Source organism: Haloterrigena alkaliphila, assembly GCF_017352155.2.
Lineage (GTDB): Archaea > Halobacteriota > Halobacteria > Halobacteriales > Natrialbaceae > Haloterrigena > Haloterrigena alkaliphila.
The window spans coordinates 108,625-125,855 of the sequence record NZ_CP084319.1 but is presented as its reverse complement, the minus strand read 5'-3'; the positions used below and the strand labels follow the sequence as shown (position 1 = coordinate 125,855).

16 protein-coding genes are annotated in these 17,231 nt (G+C 63.9%); 10 read left to right on the top strand and 6 right to left on the bottom strand.

What is annotated here, in order from left to right:
* Positions 1-69: 69 nt before the first annotated feature.
* The gene (locus J0X25_RS38180) at positions 70-1,383 is read right to left on the bottom strand and encodes an RNA-guided endonuclease InsQ/TnpB family protein (protein WP_226777283.1); all 1,314 of its coding nucleotides are present in this window, start codon (positions 1,381-1,383) and stop codon (positions 70-72) included.
* A gap of 166 nt (positions 1,384-1,549) precedes the next feature.
* Here J0X25_RS38180 and J0X25_RS38175 point away from each other — a divergent pair, with 166 nt between their 5' ends.
* Complete coding sequence (locus J0X25_RS38175) at positions 1,550-2,782, top strand: Zn-dependent hydrolase (protein WP_226777281.1); 1,233 nt, start codon at positions 1,550-1,552, stop codon at positions 2,780-2,782.
* A 64-nt stretch (positions 2,783-2,846) separates the two neighbouring features.
* Here the strand turns inward: J0X25_RS38175 and J0X25_RS38170 are convergent, their stop codons facing one another.
* Positions 2,847-3,641 carry a PhnE/PtxC family ABC transporter permease gene (locus tag J0X25_RS38170; protein ID WP_226777279.1) on the bottom strand — a complete coding sequence of 265 codons (795 nt, stop codon included), beginning with the start codon at positions 3,639-3,641 and terminating at the stop codon, positions 2,847-2,849.
* 447 nt (positions 3,642-4,088) lie between these two features.
* Entirely contained in the window at positions 4,089-4,757 is a 669-nt protein-coding gene (npdG, locus tag J0X25_RS38165; RefSeq protein WP_226777278.1) for an NADPH-dependent F420 reductase, read from the bottom strand.
* Positions 4,758-5,060: 303 nt separating this feature from the next.
* Between npdG and J0X25_RS38160 the strand changes: the two genes are divergently transcribed.
* Together J0X25_RS38160 and J0X25_RS38155 are read left to right on the top strand one after the other, a co-directional pair.
* Positions 5,061-5,606, top strand: a complete 546-nt coding sequence (locus tag J0X25_RS38160; protein WP_226777277.1) for a (2Fe-2S)-binding protein — start codon at positions 5,061-5,063, stop codon at positions 5,604-5,606.
* The gene (locus J0X25_RS38155; RefSeq protein WP_226777276.1) at positions 5,599-8,046 is read left to right on the top strand and encodes a xanthine dehydrogenase family protein molybdopterin-binding subunit; all 2,448 of its coding nucleotides are present in this window, start codon (positions 5,599-5,601) and stop codon (positions 8,044-8,046) included. Before J0X25_RS38160 ends, J0X25_RS38155 begins: the two co-directional genes overlap by 8 nt.
* An 87-nt stretch (positions 8,047-8,133) precedes the next feature.
* Here J0X25_RS38155 and pdxS read toward each other — a convergent pair whose 3' ends face one another.
* Positions 8,134-9,048 (bottom strand): pyridoxal 5'-phosphate synthase lyase subunit PdxS, encoded by a 915-nt coding sequence (gene pdxS, locus J0X25_RS38150; RefSeq protein WP_226777275.1) that lies wholly within the window; start codon positions 9,046-9,048, stop codon positions 8,134-8,136.
* Between the two features lie 334 nt (positions 9,049-9,382).
* Between pdxS and J0X25_RS38145 the strand changes: the two genes are divergently transcribed.
* The 6 genes from J0X25_RS38145 to yqeB all read left to right on the top strand — a co-directional run bounded on the left by J0X25_RS38145 (position 9,383) and on the right by yqeB (position 15,041).
* Positions 9,383-9,928: a (2Fe-2S)-binding protein gene (locus J0X25_RS38145; protein ID WP_226777274.1), complete on the top strand. Its 546-nt coding sequence runs from the start codon at positions 9,383-9,385 to the stop codon at positions 9,926-9,928.
* Entirely contained in the window at positions 9,925-12,384 is a 2,460-nt protein-coding gene (locus tag J0X25_RS38140) for a xanthine dehydrogenase family protein molybdopterin-binding subunit (protein WP_226777272.1), read from the top strand. Before J0X25_RS38145 ends, J0X25_RS38140 begins: the two co-directional genes overlap by 4 nt.
* A 110-nt stretch (positions 12,385-12,494) precedes the next feature.
* Positions 12,495-12,866: a DsrE/DsrF/TusD sulfur relay family protein gene (locus J0X25_RS38135; RefSeq protein ID WP_226777270.1), complete on the top strand. Its 372-nt coding sequence runs from the start codon at positions 12,495-12,497 to the stop codon at positions 12,864-12,866.
* Positions 12,863-13,216 carry a DsrE family protein gene (locus tag J0X25_RS38130; protein WP_226777269.1) on the top strand — a complete coding sequence of 118 codons (354 nt, stop codon included), beginning with the start codon at positions 12,863-12,865 and terminating at the stop codon, positions 13,214-13,216. The genes J0X25_RS38135 and J0X25_RS38130 overlap by 4 nt, the downstream gene beginning before the upstream one ends.
* 2 nt (positions 13,217-13,218) lie before the next feature.
* Positions 13,219-13,464 carry a DsrH/TusB family sulfur metabolism protein gene (locus J0X25_RS38125; RefSeq protein WP_345778486.1) on the top strand — a complete coding sequence of 82 codons (246 nt, stop codon included), beginning with the start codon at positions 13,219-13,221 and terminating at the stop codon, positions 13,462-13,464.
* Complete coding sequence (gene yqeB, locus J0X25_RS38120; protein WP_226777267.1) at positions 13,461-15,041, top strand: selenium-dependent molybdenum cofactor biosynthesis protein YqeB; 1,581 nt, start codon at positions 13,461-13,463, stop codon at positions 15,039-15,041. The genes J0X25_RS38125 and yqeB overlap by 4 nt, the downstream gene beginning before the upstream one ends.
* Positions 15,042-15,047: 6 nt before the next feature.
* Here the strand turns inward: yqeB and selD are convergent, their stop codons facing one another.
* A complete protein-coding gene (gene selD, locus J0X25_RS38115; protein ID WP_226777266.1) occupies positions 15,048-16,091 on the bottom strand; it encodes a selenide, water dikinase SelD in 1,044 nt (347 codons plus the stop codon).
* Positions 16,092-16,094: 3 nt separating this feature from the next.
* Positions 16,095-16,343 (bottom strand): sulfurtransferase TusA family protein, encoded by a 249-nt coding sequence (locus J0X25_RS38110; protein ID WP_226042652.1) that lies wholly within the window; start codon positions 16,341-16,343, stop codon positions 16,095-16,097.
* Positions 16,344-16,450: 107 nt separating this feature from the next.
* Between J0X25_RS38110 and yqeC the strand changes: the two genes are divergently transcribed.
* The gene (gene yqeC / locus J0X25_RS38105; protein WP_226777265.1) at positions 16,451-17,212 is read left to right on the top strand and encodes a selenium cofactor biosynthesis protein YqeC; all 762 of its coding nucleotides are present in this window, start codon (positions 16,451-16,453) and stop codon (positions 17,210-17,212) included.
* Positions 17,213-17,231 lie beyond the last annotated feature (19 nt).

Genomic DNA, 17,231 nt, shown 5'->3' with positions numbered 1-17,231 from the left:
TGCGCCGCGTCTGGTAGCGCTCGGCCGCCCACCGCGGTGGACCTCTCCGGAATGGTGAACTACCCCACCCTACTCGCTCACGACTAACGCCGGTCGTTCCTTGAGGGTGGGGCTTCCCGTGTCAACGACGGCACTTGCAGGAACCACGTCTCCAGACGAGCTAGAGCGCGACCCCGCAGAGGTACCAGTCTCAGCAGGCGTTGATTCGGCCAGTTCCTGACCTAATCCTGACTCATTCTCAACCACTCCCAGTTCGAGCAATCCAAGACGCTGTACTTCCAACGCAGCGTTCTGGTCACGATCAGTCGTGAACCCACACGACGGGCATGAGTGCTCGCGCACCCACAACGGTTTCTCCGACTCGACACCACACTGAACGCACCGCTTCGTCGTCCCCTCAGGCGGGACGAGTACAACGTGACAGCCGTTCTTCTTCCCGAAGCGTTGGAACGTTTGCAGTGTCTCGTACCACGACATCGACGCGATGGTCCGACTATTACCGTTCTGTTGCATCATGCTACCAACGTTCAGGTCTTCGAGGAACACGGCATCGTATTGCTTTGTATACGAGTTGGCAAGAGCTTCCCGATACGCTTTGCGCTTGTTCGATAACCGCTCGTATGCTCGCGCTAAGCGTTGGCGCGCCTTGTTCCAGTTGTTCGACTCGTGTTCCTTGCGAGAAACAGATTGGTGGCGTTTGTCGATACGTTCGCGCTCATCCTCTTCGTCTAACGGGGCGAACGCTCGCCCGTCCGAGTCGTGAATGAACTTCGTGATACCGAGGTCGATCCCAACGGTATCCTCAACGTCGATGTCTGCGACAGCAGGTTTCTCTGGATAGTCAGCATCGTATTCAACCATGATGCTGACCGTCCAGTCACCAGTTTTCTGCTTTTTCAGGATGACCTCTTTGATATCTGCGTCGTCTGGGAGGGGTCGGTGAAAATTCACGTGGAACGTACCGATTTTAGAGAGTTCGACCGTAGCGTGGTCAATCTGACCCGTGTTACTATCCACGTCGAAGCCAGACTGGTTGTACGTGATGCTACGGTAGCCCCGCGGTGCTTTCCACCTGAGTTTACCTACGTCGAATCCACGTTCTTTCAGTTTGCCGAGGATGGTCCCCGAATGCTTGATGCGCCTCACTGCCATTTGAAGGCATTTCGAGTACACGTTGCCCCATTCAGACCACTCACGCTTCCACTCGGGAAGCTTGTTCTGCATTGCCGTGTACGATGGCTTGTCGTAATCAGGAGCAGGTTTGTACTCTTGGGTGAGTGCGTGGTTGTACACTTCGCGACAGGTTTGAATCGCTTTCCACGCACTCTCGGCAGTGGTCGCGTCCTCGGGCTCGGCAGCGTATTTGAACGCTTCTTCGACCACTGTTTGCTGGTTAGTCGTATCAATATTTTAATGTTTTGGTTGCAACGAGCGTACGCTGTATCCCCGCCCTATTGCGCTACTCGGTCGCTCCGCTCACTGCGTTGCTCCTTGAGGACGAGGACTTAGCTTGCAAAAGTTAAAGTTCGCCCCGCTGGTGCGTTCTCGCATGGCCAAAGTGAGTATCGACGAGCAGCGATTCCGCCGACGGTTCGACGAGTTCAACGAAATCGGGGCGACCGAAAACGGCGGGGTGAACCGCCCGAGTTTGTCCGACGAGAACAAGGAGGCCCGAGACACCATCGTCGACTGGTTTCGAGAGGCCGGTCTGACGGTCCGTATCGACGAGATGGGGAACATCTTCGGACGGCGACCCGGGGCGGAGCAGGACGCAGACCCGGTCATGTTCGGCTCCCACATCGATAGCCAGTACAACGGTGGTCGATACGACGGTGTGATCGGCGTCCTCGGCGGTCTCGAAGCCGTCGAAGCCCTCAACGACGCCGACGAGACGACGACGCGCCCGCTCGAGGTCGTCGCGTGGAGTAACGAAGAGGGCGTCCGGTTCCAGCCGGACATGCTCGGCAGCGGCGTCTTCTGTGACATTTTCGACCTCGACTACGCGTACGAGCGCGAGGACAAGGACGGGAAGACGTTCGGTGACGAACTCGAACGGATCGGCTACAAGGGCGACGAGCCCTGCGAACCTCACGACATCCACTGCTATTTCGAGATGCACGTCGAACAAGGGCCGTTCCTCGAGCAGGCCGACCTGCCCGTCGCGGCCGTCGAAGGCGTGTTCGGCTTCTCCTGGATGAACGTCACGTTCGAGGGGCAGGCGAACCACGCCGGCCCGACGCCGATGGACATGCGCCACGACGCCTTCGTCGCGACGGCCGACGTGACCGACAGCGTCCGGCGGATCACCGCGACCGAAGGCACCGACCTCGTCGGCACCGTCGGCAGCGTCGACGTCTGGCCGAACGCGATCAACGTGATTCCCGAGAAAGTCGAGTTCACGATCGACTTCCGGTCGTACGACGACGAGGTCGTCGACGCGGCGGTCGAACAGATCCAGCGTGAGATCGCCCACGCGGCCGAACGAGAGGGCCTCGAGTACGAGTTCGAAGAGATCATGCGCGTCGACGCCGACCCCTTCGACCAGAGCTGTATCGAGACGGTCGTCGACGCCGCCGAAACGGTCGGCTGTGACTACACTCGCCTCGTCAGCGGCGCCGGCCACGATGCCAACTACCTCAACAAGATCACGCCGACGAGCATGATCTTCGTCCCGAGCGTCGACGGCATTAGCCACCGCGAGAGCGAGTACACGGAGTGGGACGACGTCGTGACCGGAACCGAAGTGCTCCTCGAGGCCGTCCGGTCGAAGGCGTCGGCGTAGGCGACGTCCGGGACGGCCTCGTGTCAGTTCCGTTCGGCGTCGTTGCGACCGCCGGCTGCTGCGTTCACACCATCCGGGCGCGAAGTCGCGATGCGAGCGCGTCGGACATCACCACGAGCGCGAACACCGCGACGATCGCGGTGACGAGTTTCTGATACTGTAACCGCTGAATCGAGATGACGAGGTAGTAACCGATCCCGCCGGCGCCGACGAAGCCGAGTATCGTCGCCGAGCGGATGGTACACTCCCACCTATAGAGCGTGTACGACGCCACCGTCGCCGATATCTGCGGGACCATCCCGTGACAGACGGCCTGGAACCGCGTCGCCCCGCTCGACGCGACCGCTTCGGTCGTCATCGGATCCGTATCCTCGAGGAAGTCCGCGTACAGTTTACCGAGCACGCCCGTGTTGTGAACGCCGAGCGCGAGCGCGCCGGCGAACGGTCCCAGTCCCACGGCGGTGACGAAGAGAAATCCCCAGACGAGACCGGGGACCGATCGGAGAAAACTCAACAGGAGTCTAGCACCGCGTTGGAGTGCGTATCCGAGGACGATTCGCGAGGAGGACGCACCAGCATACAGCGGTCCCTGATGTGTAACGGTCGATGCGCTCGCGAGCGCGAGCGGGATCGCGAAGACGACGGCGAAGGAGGTGCCGACGATACTGATCGCGAACGTTTCGACGATCGCCCACAGCAATCCTCCTCGGAGCGTTCTGCCGAGCAGAAAATCGCGGCTGACGTCCGGCGGGTATCCTTCGATGACGAGCGACCACATCTGGCCGCGAGCGTCCGACGACAGCAGGAGGAACGGATCAACGCCGACGATCCACCCGACTACTGCGAGAACTACCGTCACCGCGAACACGTACGATAGTGATCGTTTCGAGAGAAGCGTACGACTACCGTGTAGATCGGCCCCGGCGTGCCGTTGGGTATCTTCGGTCATGGCTATCGCCTCTGACGATCGGTGATCCCGGGATCGCGGATGGAACGGGGTAACAGATACCACCTCGCGGGGATCGGTGATGATTTCGTCTCCGTTGTCACTCGTACGTGAGAATGTATCAATGTTACCCCGACGCCGAAACGGCCCCGATGTCGGATTTACTGATAGTGTATTGCTCCGACGATGGAATGAGGCCTCGAGACCGAGTTCGTGCTACTGGTATCCCTGTCGCGGTTCGTCGGGCAGAAAGGCCGATGGCGATACACGAAACTCGCCGTCGGCGGTCCGTCGATGGATCGCAGCCGACTGTTCGACCGAGTGATCGATACCGACCGCGACGGGGATCGTCCTCGCTCGTTACTCGAACCGAACGCCGATGTCGTGCATGCCGTCGTTGTTCATCGCGAGGTTGATCAGAAGCGGCGTCACGCTCTCGACGACGCCGGTGTTCGCGAGCGGGCCGCCGTCGAGCGCCCGGAGGCCATCGATATCCTCGGCCAGCGCCGTGACCGTCTCCTTCGCCTCGCTATCGTCACCGGTAACGACGACGTCGGCCTCGAGATCGTTCTCGAGGTCACTGAGTGCGCCCGCAGCGAGGTTCTGGAACGCACTCACGACCGGTACGCTGTCGGGAGCCACGTGGTCGATCGCTTCGGCGACGGACCCGATTTCGGGCGGATCGTAGTGGAAGCCGCTCGCGTCACGCGACATCTGGACCGCCGGACTGACGAGTACGTCGTCCTCGCCGAGGACGGGCGCGACCGTATCGACCGTCTGCGGCGCGTATTCGGGCGGGACGCTGACGACGACGACTTCGGCGGAATCGGCGGCCGTTTCGTTACTATAGCCGGCGATGTCGGGAGTGACGCCGGTATCTTTCAGTGACGAGTAGTACTCGTTCGCCTTCCGCTCGGCCTTGTCGGCGTCCCGCGATCCGATGATGACCGAGTGATCGGTGTCGCGCGCCCAGCGCAGTGCGAGTCCTTGACCGATATCACCAGTTCCTCCGAGGAGTGCAATCTCCATACAGCGACAATGCAGAGTGGCCTTCAAAACTGTATTCGTCACACAGCGATCGAACAAATCGGAGACACAGCCCTCACTGCCACATCGCTGTGCCAACGGACGATTCGACGGTTGCCGAACCGGACCTCGAACGCCGTGGGACGCCGCATCTGTCCGACGAGCCTGGGCAGTCGGTTCGCTGGTTCTGGGCCGTCTCGGGCCGGCGTTGAGGCAGTCACCCATAGATATATGTGTTGTTGTCTCGCATCCTACACCACGACGTGCGTGTGCGTGAGGCACACCTGCACTAATGGAGGGATTTCCGTGGAAATCGAACTAACGATCAACGACGAATCGACGACTGTGGCGGTCGAATCGGACGACGACCTGGCGACGGTACTGCGACGGAACGGCTACACGGGCGTGAAGTGTGGCTGCGATAGTGGCGTCTGTGGCGCATCGAAAGTGTTCGTCGACGGCGACGTGAAGATGGCCTGCGGCGTGGACGCTCAGAACGTCGACGGTGCAGAGGTCGAAACGATCGAGGCGCTCGGGACGCAAGACGACCTCCATCCGATTCAGGAGGCGTTCGTCGATCACTTCGCCGTCCAATGTGGCTTCTGTATTCCCGGCATGATAATCGAGGCCAAATCGCTACTCGCGACCAATCCCGATCCGACCGAAGCCGAGGTACGCCAGGCCATCGACGATAACCTCTGCCGGTGTACCGGCTATCAGAAACCCGTCGAAGCGATCCTCGACGCCGCCGACCGAATGCGCGGCGATCGATCGGTCGCGGCCGACGGCGGCTCACGGATTGACTCACACCGACCCGACGACACTGCTTACGACGGTGATTCCAATGAGTGACGACCCGAACGATCCGCAGACCGACGGCGGTACCGCGTCGAAGCCGACCTCGGAAGAGCCACAGGAGTACGAAGACCACCCACTCGAGTGGGACGAACCGGCGAACAACAACAAGGCTCCAGGGGAGCGAAAGAGCGTTTCCCAGACGGCCGAAAAGTTCGACGACCGAAAGCTCGTCACCGGCCAGGCCAAGTACACCGCGGACTACGAGGAACGGTTCCCGGATCTCGCTCACGCCGCGGTCGTCCGCAGCGAGGTTCCACACGGCCGCGTGACGGCCATCGACACGGCCGAGGCCGAGGAACTGGACGGCGTCTACGCCGTTCTCACCCCGTGGTCCGACGACGTGCCGGACGCGAAGTACACGAGCGCCGGCCAGTCGTACCCCGAACCGAGCCCGTGGGACATGAACGTGCTCAACGAGCACGTCCGCTACGTCGGCGATCCGCTCGCGGCGGTCGCGGCCGAGGACGCGACTACGGCTGCGGCCGCGGTCGACGCCATCGAGGTCGAGTACGAGGAGTACGACCACGTCGTCGACCCGGAGGAAGCGTTCGACGAGGACGCGCCGCAACTGTTCGGCGACGACGAGGTCGAGAACAAGATCGTCGGCCACGACTACGACCGCAACCGGATGTCCAACATCGAGGGCGAGATCGGGGACGTCGACGCCGCGCTCGAGCGCGAGGACGCGCACGTCCACGAGACCGAGTGGGAAACCATCCGGCAGTCCCACGCACAGATCGAGAAACACACGTCGCTCGCCTACACCGACGAAGACGACCGAAAAGTGCTCATCACGAGTACGCAGGTCCCGAACCACACTCGCCGCCAACTGGCACACCTGTTCGATATTCCGATTCGGGACATCAGAGTGAAGAAACCTCGCGTTGGTGGTGGTTTCGGCGGCAAACAGGCGATGGTCGTCGAACCGATTCCGCTCGCGCTGTCGCTCGCGGCGGATCGTCCCGTCATGTACGAAGCCTCCCGCGACGAAGAGTTCTACGCGATGCGCTCGCGTCACCCGATGAAGGTTCGTGCGCGGACGGCAGTCACCGACGACGGGACGATCGAAGCGATCGACCTCTACGCGCTCTCGAACACCGGCGCGTACGGAAGCCACGGGATGACCGTCGCCGGGAACGTCGGCAGCAAGCCGATGCCGCTGTACTCGAAGGTACCGAACGCTCGCTTCGAGGCCGACATCGTCCACACGAACACGCCACAGACCGGTGCGATGCGGGGGTACGGCGCCCCTCAGGGGACGCTCGCTCTCGAAGGTCACCTGGACGAGGTCGCGCGGGATCTCGACCTCGATCCGATCGAATTCCGCCGGCGACACTACATGGAGGTCGGCGATCTGGACGAGATCGCCGGCATGATGGGCGGCGAGGGCGCGGAGCGTCGTATCCGTTCCTGCGGTCTCGACGAGTGCATCGAGCGCGGCAAGGAAGCCATCGGCTGGGACGACCTCGAGCAACCTTCGGAGCCACACCGCCACCGCGGCATCGGCATGGCCCTGTCGGCCCAGGGGACCGGCGTCGCCGGCGACGAACTCGGCGCCGCACAGATCATGATGAACGAGGACGGCTCGTTCCACCTCCAGGTCGGCGGCGTCGACATCGGCACGGGCGCGGATACGGCGTTCATCCAGATCGCCGCCGAGGTGCTCGGCTGTGACGAGGATGATATCATCGTCAAATCCTCCGACACCGATAACACGCCGTTCGACTACGGCGCGTACGCCTCCTCGACGACCTACATCAGCGGGATGGCGGTGAAGAAGGCCGCCGAGGACGCCAAAGAGCGCATCCTCGAGTGGGCGTCGCGGATGCTCGACGAATCCGCGGAAAACCTGGAGACGCGCGACGGCGAGGTGTACAGCGAGGAGACCGGTGAGACGGTGACGCTCGAAGACGTCGGCTACGAGTCGGTGTACGGTCACGACGATCGAGAGCACATCCTCGGCAAGGGAACGCACTCCACGGAGGAGAGTCCGCCGCCGTTCGCCGCGCAGTTCGTGGACGTGACCGTCGACGAGCAGACGGGCGAGTTCGAGGTCAATCAACTCGTCGTCGCCGTCGACTGCGGGGTCGCGATCAACCCCGGAATGGCGGAGGGGCAGGTCGAGGGCGCCAATCACATGAGCTTCGAGATGGCCGTCAGTGAGGGTATCACCGTCGACGAGCGGGGCCGCGCGGAAGTCTCGGACTTCGACGAGTACGGGCTTCCGTCGGCGACGGAGACGCCGCCGATCGAGAGCATTCTCGTCGAGACCCACGAGCCGACGGGGCCGTTCGGCGCGAAATCCGTCGCGGAGGTGCCGACCAACACGGTGCCGCCGGCGCTCAGTAACGCGATTCGAGAGGCCGTCGGCGTGCGCATCAACGAGATGCCCGTTACCGCCGAGAAGATCAAGACGGCGCTCGACGAGAAGTAGAGCGTCTGCTTTCGACTTCGATCTTATCCGCTAACCAGTCGTCGTGGCCGCCGGGTGTCTGTGCGACACGCCTACCGAGACACCGTACTACACGCCGCGACCCTGCAGTTTCTCTTCGTCGGAGAGCGAAGCGTTCGCGTCGCCGCGCATCCCGTTCCCGATATCTTTGCTGATTTCGGCGAGCCGGTCGGGGGCGTCCCAGTTGTTCGTCGCTCGGACGATGGCATCGGCCATCGACGCCGGTTCCTCGGCGCCGAAGATGCCGCTGCCGACGAAGATACCGTCACAGCCGTGATGCATCATCAGCGCGGCGTCGGCGGGCGTCGCGATGCCGCCGGCGGCGAAGTTGACGACCGGCAGCCGTCCCAGGTCGGCCGTTTCGTGGACCAGCTCTGCGGGTGCGTCGTTCTCGCGGGCCCACCGTTCGCGCTCTTCGTGGGCCATTCCCTCCAATTTGCGGATCGAGCCCTTGATGGTGCGCTGGTGGTGAACCGCCTGGTTTACGTCGCCGGTCCCGGCCTCGCCCTTCGTGCGGATCATGGCCGCGCCTTCGTCGATTCTGCGCAGCGCCTCGCCGAGGTTGCGCGCCCCGCAAACGAAGGGGGCGGAGAACTCCCGTTTGTCGATGTGGTAGGCGTCGTCGGCGGGCGTCAGCACTTCGCTTTCGTCGATCATGTCGACGCCAACTGCCTCCAGAATCCGTGCCTCCATCGTGTGGCCGATCCGCGCTTTGCCCATCACCGGGATCGACACCTCGTCGAGGATGGCCTCGATGTCGGCGGGGTCGGGCATCCGGGCGACGCCACCGCGTTTACGAATGTCCGCCGGGACGGCCTCCAGCGCCATCACTGCGACGGCGCCGGCGTCTTCCGCAATGCGGGCCTGCTCGCGATTGACGACGTCCATGATGACGCCGCCTTTCTGCATGCGAGCGAACCCCTGTTTGACGAGTTCAGTGCCTCGCTCGAGCTCCGTCAGGTCGGTTCGATCGTCGCTCGTCATACCGTCTCGAGTTTTCGACGGCTCGGGATTAACGTACTGGTGTGTCCCGTTCGCGTGGAAAATGTGGCGGCGTTTGCCCGCTGTGGGAGGATCGGTCCCCGTTCCACGCGACGTTGTCTCGGCCGCGTTCGCTTGGCAGTTCGGCACTGTCGACGAGTACGCCCGCTCGGACGACCGATTCACTCGCAAATGGCCGCTGATTCGCGATATCGTCCGTTCGCCGGCGATTCTCTCTTTCGCTTCCGACCGCTATCGTCACACTTCGGAGTAGCTATTTAGGTTCTCGAGACCGATACTCGGAGGAAGGGAGGGTCTCTCTCCCACGATGAGACTCATGCAACTCGAACTAGAGCTAAACGGCCAACGACGGACGTTCGAAGCGGAGAAATCGGACGTCTTGCTGGACGTACTGCGGCGAAACGGCTACACCGGCCCGAAACGCGGCTGTGATACGGGCGCGTGCGGGATGTGCACGGTCCAAATCGACGGCGAACCGGCGATGTCCTGTGTCACGCCGGCCGCGAAAGTCGCCGGATCGACGGTGGAAACGATCGAAGGACTGGGGTCGCAGAGCGATCTCCACCCGCTTCAGCAGGCGTTCGTTGACAACTCGGCGCTCCAATGTGGCTTCTGTATCCCGGGCATGATCATGCGTTCGAAGGCGCTACTGGAGACGAACCCGGATCCGACCGAGACGGAGGTGCGGGAAGCGCTGGCGGACAACCTCTGCCGGTGTACCGGCTACAAGAAGATCGTCGAAGCGGTTCTCGACGCCGCGGACCGGATGGACGGTGAGCAGACCGTGGCGGCAGACGGCGGGGAAAGCCGCTGCGAGGAGTTCCCCTCGACTTGCCCCCGTGAGGAGGGCCGATCGAAATGAGCAATCTGGAAGAGACACCGGGACGGAACGAGAGACCCGACGGCGATCGGGCGGAGGAGGAGGCCACGGAAGCGGACGCGTTTCCGGGGGAGAGTGAGGTGGCTGCGGACGACCGGAAATCCCGGGACGAGCGCGAACATCTGACCGAGGACGTCGAGAAAGACGACGCTCGAAAGATCGTCACCGGGGAGGCCCGTTACACGGCCGATTACCGCGATCGATTCCCGGAGCTCGCCGAAGGGAAAGTGATCCGAAGCGAAATCGCACACGGCTACGTCCGTGACCTCGATACGAGCGAGGCCGAAGCGATGGACGGCGTGCACGCTGTGATCACGCCGTGGGACGACGTCGTGCCCGACAAAGCGTACTCGAGTTCGGGCCAGTCCTACCCCGAACCGAGTCCGTGGGATCTGCGCGTGCTCAGGGAACACGTTCGATACGTCGGCGATCCCATCGCAGCGATCGCCGCAACGGACGCGGAGACGGCCGACCGCGCCGCGCGGACGATCGACGTCGAATACGAGGAACTGGAACCCGTCCTCGACCCCGAGACGGCGACGGATCCGGACGCGCCACAGTTATTCGATCCCGACGAGGTCGAGAACAAACAGCGCGGTGCCGACTACGAGCGGAACCTCGAGTCTCACTTCGAGGGCGAGCGAGGCGACGTCGAACGGGCGTTCGATCGAACGGACGACGACCGGGTGATCGAGACGGAATGGGAAACACCGTACCAGTCACACTGTGTCCCCGAACCCCACACGACGATCGTCCACACGGACGAGGACGACCGGTACTCGTTCATCACCGCGACGCAGGTTCCGTTCCACACCCGTCGGCAGATCGCGCATCTGTTCGACGTTCCCATTCGCGACGTCCGCGTCACGAAACCGCGCATCGGGGCCGGGTTCGGCGCGAAACAGGAGATGGCGATCGAACCGATCGCGTTCGCACTCCATCTGGCGGCCGACCGGCCGGTCAAGCTGGAGATGACCCGCCGCGAGGAGTTCTACGCGCTCCGGTTTCGCCATCCGATGCAGATGCGCATGCGGACAGCGGTGGACGAGGACGGAACGCTCGAGGCGATGGAGCTGTACACGCTGTCGAACTCGGGGGCGTACGGCACCCACGGGATGACCGTCGCGACCAACGTCGGAACGAAACCGCTCCCGCTGTATCCGCGCGTTCCGAACGTCAGGTTCGAGGGCGACGTCGTCCACACGAACCTGCCGATGGGTGCGGCGATGCGCGGATACGGCGCCCCGCAGGGCCATTTCGCGGTCGAGTCGCACATGGACGAGGTCGCGCGCCGGCTGGACTTCGATCCGATCGAGTTCCGCAAACGCAACGCCGTTCGAGAGGGCGATATCGACCGGAACGTCACCATACTGAAAGACGGCGAGCGGTTCAGCCGGGAGATACGGTCGTGCGGACTCCGCGAGTGCATCGAGCGCGGGAAGGAGGCCATCGGCTACGACGATATCGAGCAGCCCGCGGAGCCACACCGCCACCGTGGCGTCGGAATGGCGATGATCGCCCAGGGCAGCGGCGTCGCCGGGCGGGAACTCGGCGCGGCCCAGATCAAGATGAACGAGGACGGCTCGTTCCACCTCCAGGTCGGCGGCGTCGACACCGGCACCGGCTCCGACACGATGTTCAGCCAGGTCGCCGCGGAGGTTCTGGGCTGTGAGCCCGCGGATATCGTCGTCATCTCCTCGGACACCGACCTGACGCCGTTCGACTACGGCGCGTACGCCTCCTCGACGACCTACATCAGCGGTCAAGCCGTCAAGGAAGCGGCCGAGGACGCGCGGGAGCGGCTCGTTCACTGGGGGTCGAAGATGCTCGACGAATCCGTCGAGAACCTGAAGACGGGCGACGGGCAGGTGTACAGCGAGGTGACCGGCGACGGCGTGTCGCTGGAGGAGATCGGGTACGAAGCGACGTACGGCCACGACGACCGCGAACACATCCTCGGCAAGGGTAATCACTCGACGGACGAAAGTCCGCCGCCGTACGGCGCCCAGTTCGTCGACGTGACCGTGAACGAAGAAACCGGCGAGTACGAGATCAACGAAATGGCGTTCGCCGCCGACTGCGGCGTTGCAATCAACCCCGCGCTCGTCGAAGGGCAGATCGAGGGTGGTGAGCACATGAGCCTCGAGTACGCCACCAGCGGCGGACTGGAGTTCGACGACGAGGGGAATCCGGAGGTGCTCGGTTTCCGGCAGTACGGAATGCCGCGAACGACCGATCACCCGCCGATGGAGACGATTATCGTCGAAACGCACGAACCGACCGGGCCGTTCGGCGCGAAGTCGATCGCCGAGCTCCCCACGAACGGCGTTCCGCCGGCGCTCAGCAACGCGATCCGTGACGCCGTCGGCGTCCGCGTCGACTCCCTTCCCGTCACGGCCGACGACATCAAACGGGCCCTCGACGAACGCGACGACTAGTCGCCGTTAGTACGACGCTGTCTTCCGAAATACCGTCTCCCGCCCCGAATCTCTCGAGGCGTACCGGAGTCGTCCGAACTATTATTATCGCTACTCCGCTATGGTAGAGCATGGCTTCCATCGGGATTCTACTGACCGGCGGGCCCTTCGACAGCGAGCGCTGGCGAACGGCGTACGAACTCGGAAAGGCGGCGCTCGGGAAAGGCCACGAAGTTTCGTTCTTTCACTACCTCGACGGGGCACTCGTGCCCGTCGACGGACAGACGTTTCCCGACTGTTCGGACACCGGCCTCTACGACGAGATGCCGACGGAGAAGTTTCAGGAACTCATCGCTGATGGAGCCGAAGTGATCTGTTGTGGCCTCTGCGTCGACGCCCGCGGTATCGACGCGCCGGACGACTATCCGGACGGCGTCGAGGTCGGACTCCTCCCGGATCTGGCGGACATGATCGGCGACGCGGACCGAGTGATATCGCTATGAAACGCGACGTCGTCGTGTTACTGACTCGAGCGCCGTACGGACGCGTGCACGTCCCGGAGGGGCTGCGAGCGGCGCGGGGCGTCGCCGCGGGGTTCGACCAGCACGACGTCACGGTCGTCTTCACGGAAGACGGCACCTACGCCGCCCGAAGCGACGTCGACCGAGACGCGCTGAACATGCCGGGCCACGTCGCCGATCTGCGGGAACAGGACGGAACGATGATCGCCGACGCCGCCGCGATGACGGAGCGCGGTATCTCCGCCGACGAGATCGCCGACGACGTGACCGTTCGCGCCGGCGACGAGGTTTCGGCGCGCATTCGGGACGCCGATTGCGTTCTGGACTTCTAACCATGCTATACCTGATAGACGAACCCATGGCGGATATCGGACTTCGAACTGCGGCGGACGACCCGGAGGCACGCGTCGTCCTCGTACAGGACGGCGTGTTCCTGTCTCCGGCGCTCGACGCGGAACTCTACGCCGTCGAGAAAGACGTCGCCGTCCGCGGCGTCGACCTCCCCGAGGAAATCGAGGAGATCACGTACGACGATTTAATCGACCTGATAGTCGAGAACGAGGTGAAAAACTTCGTATGAGCGTGTTCGAACGAGTCACCGAACTGGTCGACGACGGCGAGCCGGCTGCGATGCTGACGATCGTCGACAAGGACGGGAGCGCACCCAGGGACGTCGGGGATCGAATGCTCGTCACCGCGGACGGCGACTACGGCACGATCGGCGGCGGAACGGTCGAACACCTCGCCGTCGAGGACGCGCGAGCAGTGCTGGACGGTGAGGTCGACTCCGGCGTTCGAACGTACGAACTCGAGCCCGGCGGGAACACCGGCATGGTCTGTGGCGGCTCGATGGACGTCTTCATCGAACGAATTCGCGGACGGGCACGCCTCTACATCGCCGGTGGCGGCCACATCAGCGTCGAACTCGCGGCGCTGGCGGAGCAGTTGGGGTACGACGTTACGGTGATCGACGACCGCGAGGAGTACGCCGACCCTGATGCGTTCCCGAACGACACGAACGTCATCCACGGAGAGTACGGGGAAACGCTGTCCGAGCTCCCGATGACGGCCGAAACATCGGTCGCGGTGGCGACGCGCAGCGGGACGTTCGATCAGCGCGCCGTCGCGGCGGCGCTCGACGGAAACGCCGGCTACGTCGGCCTCGTCGCCAGCGACACGAAGGCGGAACACGTCGTCGATTCGCTCGCCGAGGAGGGGTACAGCCGGCGACAACTCGCGCGGGTCAGGGCACCAGTCGGGCTCGATCTCGGCGGGAGCGGCCCGGAAGACGTCGCGCTGGCGATCCTCTCGGAGGTGAACATGGATCGGTACGGTGCTGACGGACAGCGCGCGACGCGACTGAATCTCGACGACCTCGTCGTCGTCCGGGGCGGCGGCGACCTCGGAAGCGGCGTCGTCTACCGACTGCACCAGGCCGGGTATCCGGTCGTGGTGACCGAGGTCGAGCGACCGACCGTCGTTCGACGGAAGGTGGCGTTCGCGGCTGCGATGTACGAAGACGAGGTTTCGATCGAAGGCGTCGTCGGCCGCCGAGCGGCCGACGTGGACGAGGCGATCGAGATACTCGAGGACGATGCGGTACCGGTCCTCGAGGACCCGGAGGCTTCGATCGCGGCGACGCTCGATGCGGCCGTGGTCGTCGACGCGATACTGGCGAAAGGTCGGACCGATACGGGCACCCGCCGCGACGACGCGGACGTGGTCGTCGGTCTCGGTCCCGGATTCGAAGCCGGCGAGGACGTCGACACCGTCGTCGAGACGGACAGAGGCCACGAGTTAGGTCGCGTTTTCTACGACGGCCGGGCGAGTCCGTACGACGGCGAACCGGGCGAACGGCGCGGCTACACGCACGAACGGGTCCTCCGCGCGCCGGATGAGGGGCTGTGGGAGCCCGTGGTCGAAATCGGCGATCTCGTTTCGGCGGGCGAGACCGTGGGTCACGTCGGCAACGCCGACGTGGTCGCGGAAATCGACGGCCTCGTTCGCGGTCTCGTCCACGGCGGACTCGAGGTCAACGAAGGGACGAAACTCGGCGATATCGATCCGCGCGGCGACGACGTCGACCCGGCGAAAATTTCGGATAAAGCGCTCTGTCTCGGCGGCGGCGTCCTCGAGGCCGTCCTGAAACTCCGCTAAGGGCGGTCAGTTGTCTCGTTTCTCCCGGCTGATCGGTTCTATCGTCGGATCGCGCAACGTCACGTCGTCGCCGTCGGTGACGCGTCCGATACGACGGTAGAAGACGTCAGCGTCGTCGAGACGGGACTCGAGCGTCGGAGTCCGCGACTCGGGGACCGACAGGAGCAAGCCGCCGCTGGTTTCCGCGCTCTCGCCGTCCTCGAGGCCGTACCCGAACAGCCTCGAGAGGTCGTCGGTTCCCTCGATGATCGGCAGCTTAGTTACCTCGATCCCCACGTCGGCGTTGTCGGCGAGGACCTGCACCTGTCCGACGAGACCGAACCCGGTTATATCGGTTGCCGCGGTCGCGACGTCGCGACTGGCCATTGCAGCGGCCCGGTTCGGGGTCGTCATCCAGGCGAGCGCTTCGTCGCCGATCGTTTGAACCGACCGTTCCGTGGCCGCTGCGACGACGTCGGCGAACTCGTCGTCCGAAACGCGCAGTCCTCCCATCGCCGACTGCGTTCCGAGCGGTTTCGTGAGGTAGAGAGAGTCTCCGGCCGTCGCCTGCCGCGACGGCAACAGCGCCTCTGGCGGTGCAGTCGCAGAGATGGCACCGCCGGCGAACGGCCACGGGCTGACGATCGTGTGGCCGCCCGCGATCACGCCGCCCATGTCGTCGATCGCATCGGCGATACCGGCCAAGATCCTCGGGGCGGTGTCCGTCAATTCCTGTGGGAGCCCGAGGACGACGAGACAGTCGAGGTTGTCGACGGCCCCCGTCGCGAACGCGTCGCTCGCGGCGTTACACGCTGCGACGCGACCGAAGTCGTAGGGGTCGTCGATGATCGGCGTGAAGAAATCGACCGTCGAAACGAGCGCCAGATCGTCGGTCAGTCGCCGCGCGGCGGCGTCCTCGCCGACGCCGAACAGCAGTTCGTCTCGAGATTCGGTCAGCCCCGCGTCCCGAAGGAGATCGTCGAGATCGCTCTGACCGACCTTGCAGGAGCAGCCGTGGAGGTCGGCGTACTCGGTGAGCTGTACGGTGCCGTCGTCGGAACGGTCGCTCATCGACTACGCCTCCGGAATCTCGGCGTCGTCGGTCACTTCGATGCGCAACTCGAACGCGTTCTCGTCGCTTCCGTCCTCGGTCTTCGCGACGGTGAACCCGCGTTTGCGACACATTCGACAGAGGTTCCGTTCCGCCGGGGGGTAATCGCCTCGCACGAGTAACTCGTCGCCCGTCTCCAGTTCGGCGAGCTGCTGGCGGACGATCAGCGCCGGCCGCGGACAGATTTCTCCGCGCACGTCTACTCGCGTCATGCGTCGACGTATGCGAGTGAGTCGCAAAACAGTATCGGCTCGATCTACTCCGCGGCTCGCACTCCGATGAGGCAAATCTATTTTCGCTCTCGTCGCACAGTGACGGTATGGAACTGTCGACCGCGCTGGGCCTCGGCGACCGAGCGCTCGTCGCGTTCGTCGGTGCCGGCGGCAAGAAGACCGCCATGCACCGACTCGCGACAGAAGGAACCGAGCAGGGGTACGGCGTCGGGTTCACGACGACGACACAGATGCCGCCACCCGATCTGCCGCTGACGGTCACGAACGCCGAGCGACTGCCGGACGCGCTGCTCGAAGTCGAGCCACCGGTCGCGTTCGCGAGCGAATGGGTCGCCGATCCCGAACGAGTCGACCGGAAAGTTCGCGGGTTCGATCCCGAGCCGCTGACGTCGGTTCTCGATCGTGGGTTCGTCGACTGGCTCCTCGTCAAAGCCGATGGAGCTCGACGGCGGGAGTTCAAGGCCCCCGGAACCGACGAGCCGGTGGTTCCAGACGAGGCGACTCACGTCGTCCCCGTTGCCTCAGTGCACGCCGTCGGCGAACCGCTCGCCGAAGCCGTCGTTCACCGTCCCGAACGCGTCGCCGCGATCACCGACCTCTCCGTCGGCGACACGATCACGCCCGAAACGATCGGCACCGTGCTCGCAAGTCCCGACGGGGGACTACGACACGTGCCCGATACCGCAGTCGTCACACCCGTAATCAACAAGGCGGACACGCCGGACCACCAAGAGACGGCGCGAGCGGTACTCGAGCACGCGCTCGAGGAAACGACTCGATTCACCCGAGGCCTCGTGACGTCGTTCGACCGAGACGTCTGCCTCCCCGTCGAGAGCGAGTCGTCGTGAGAGAGGGTCGAACTATCGG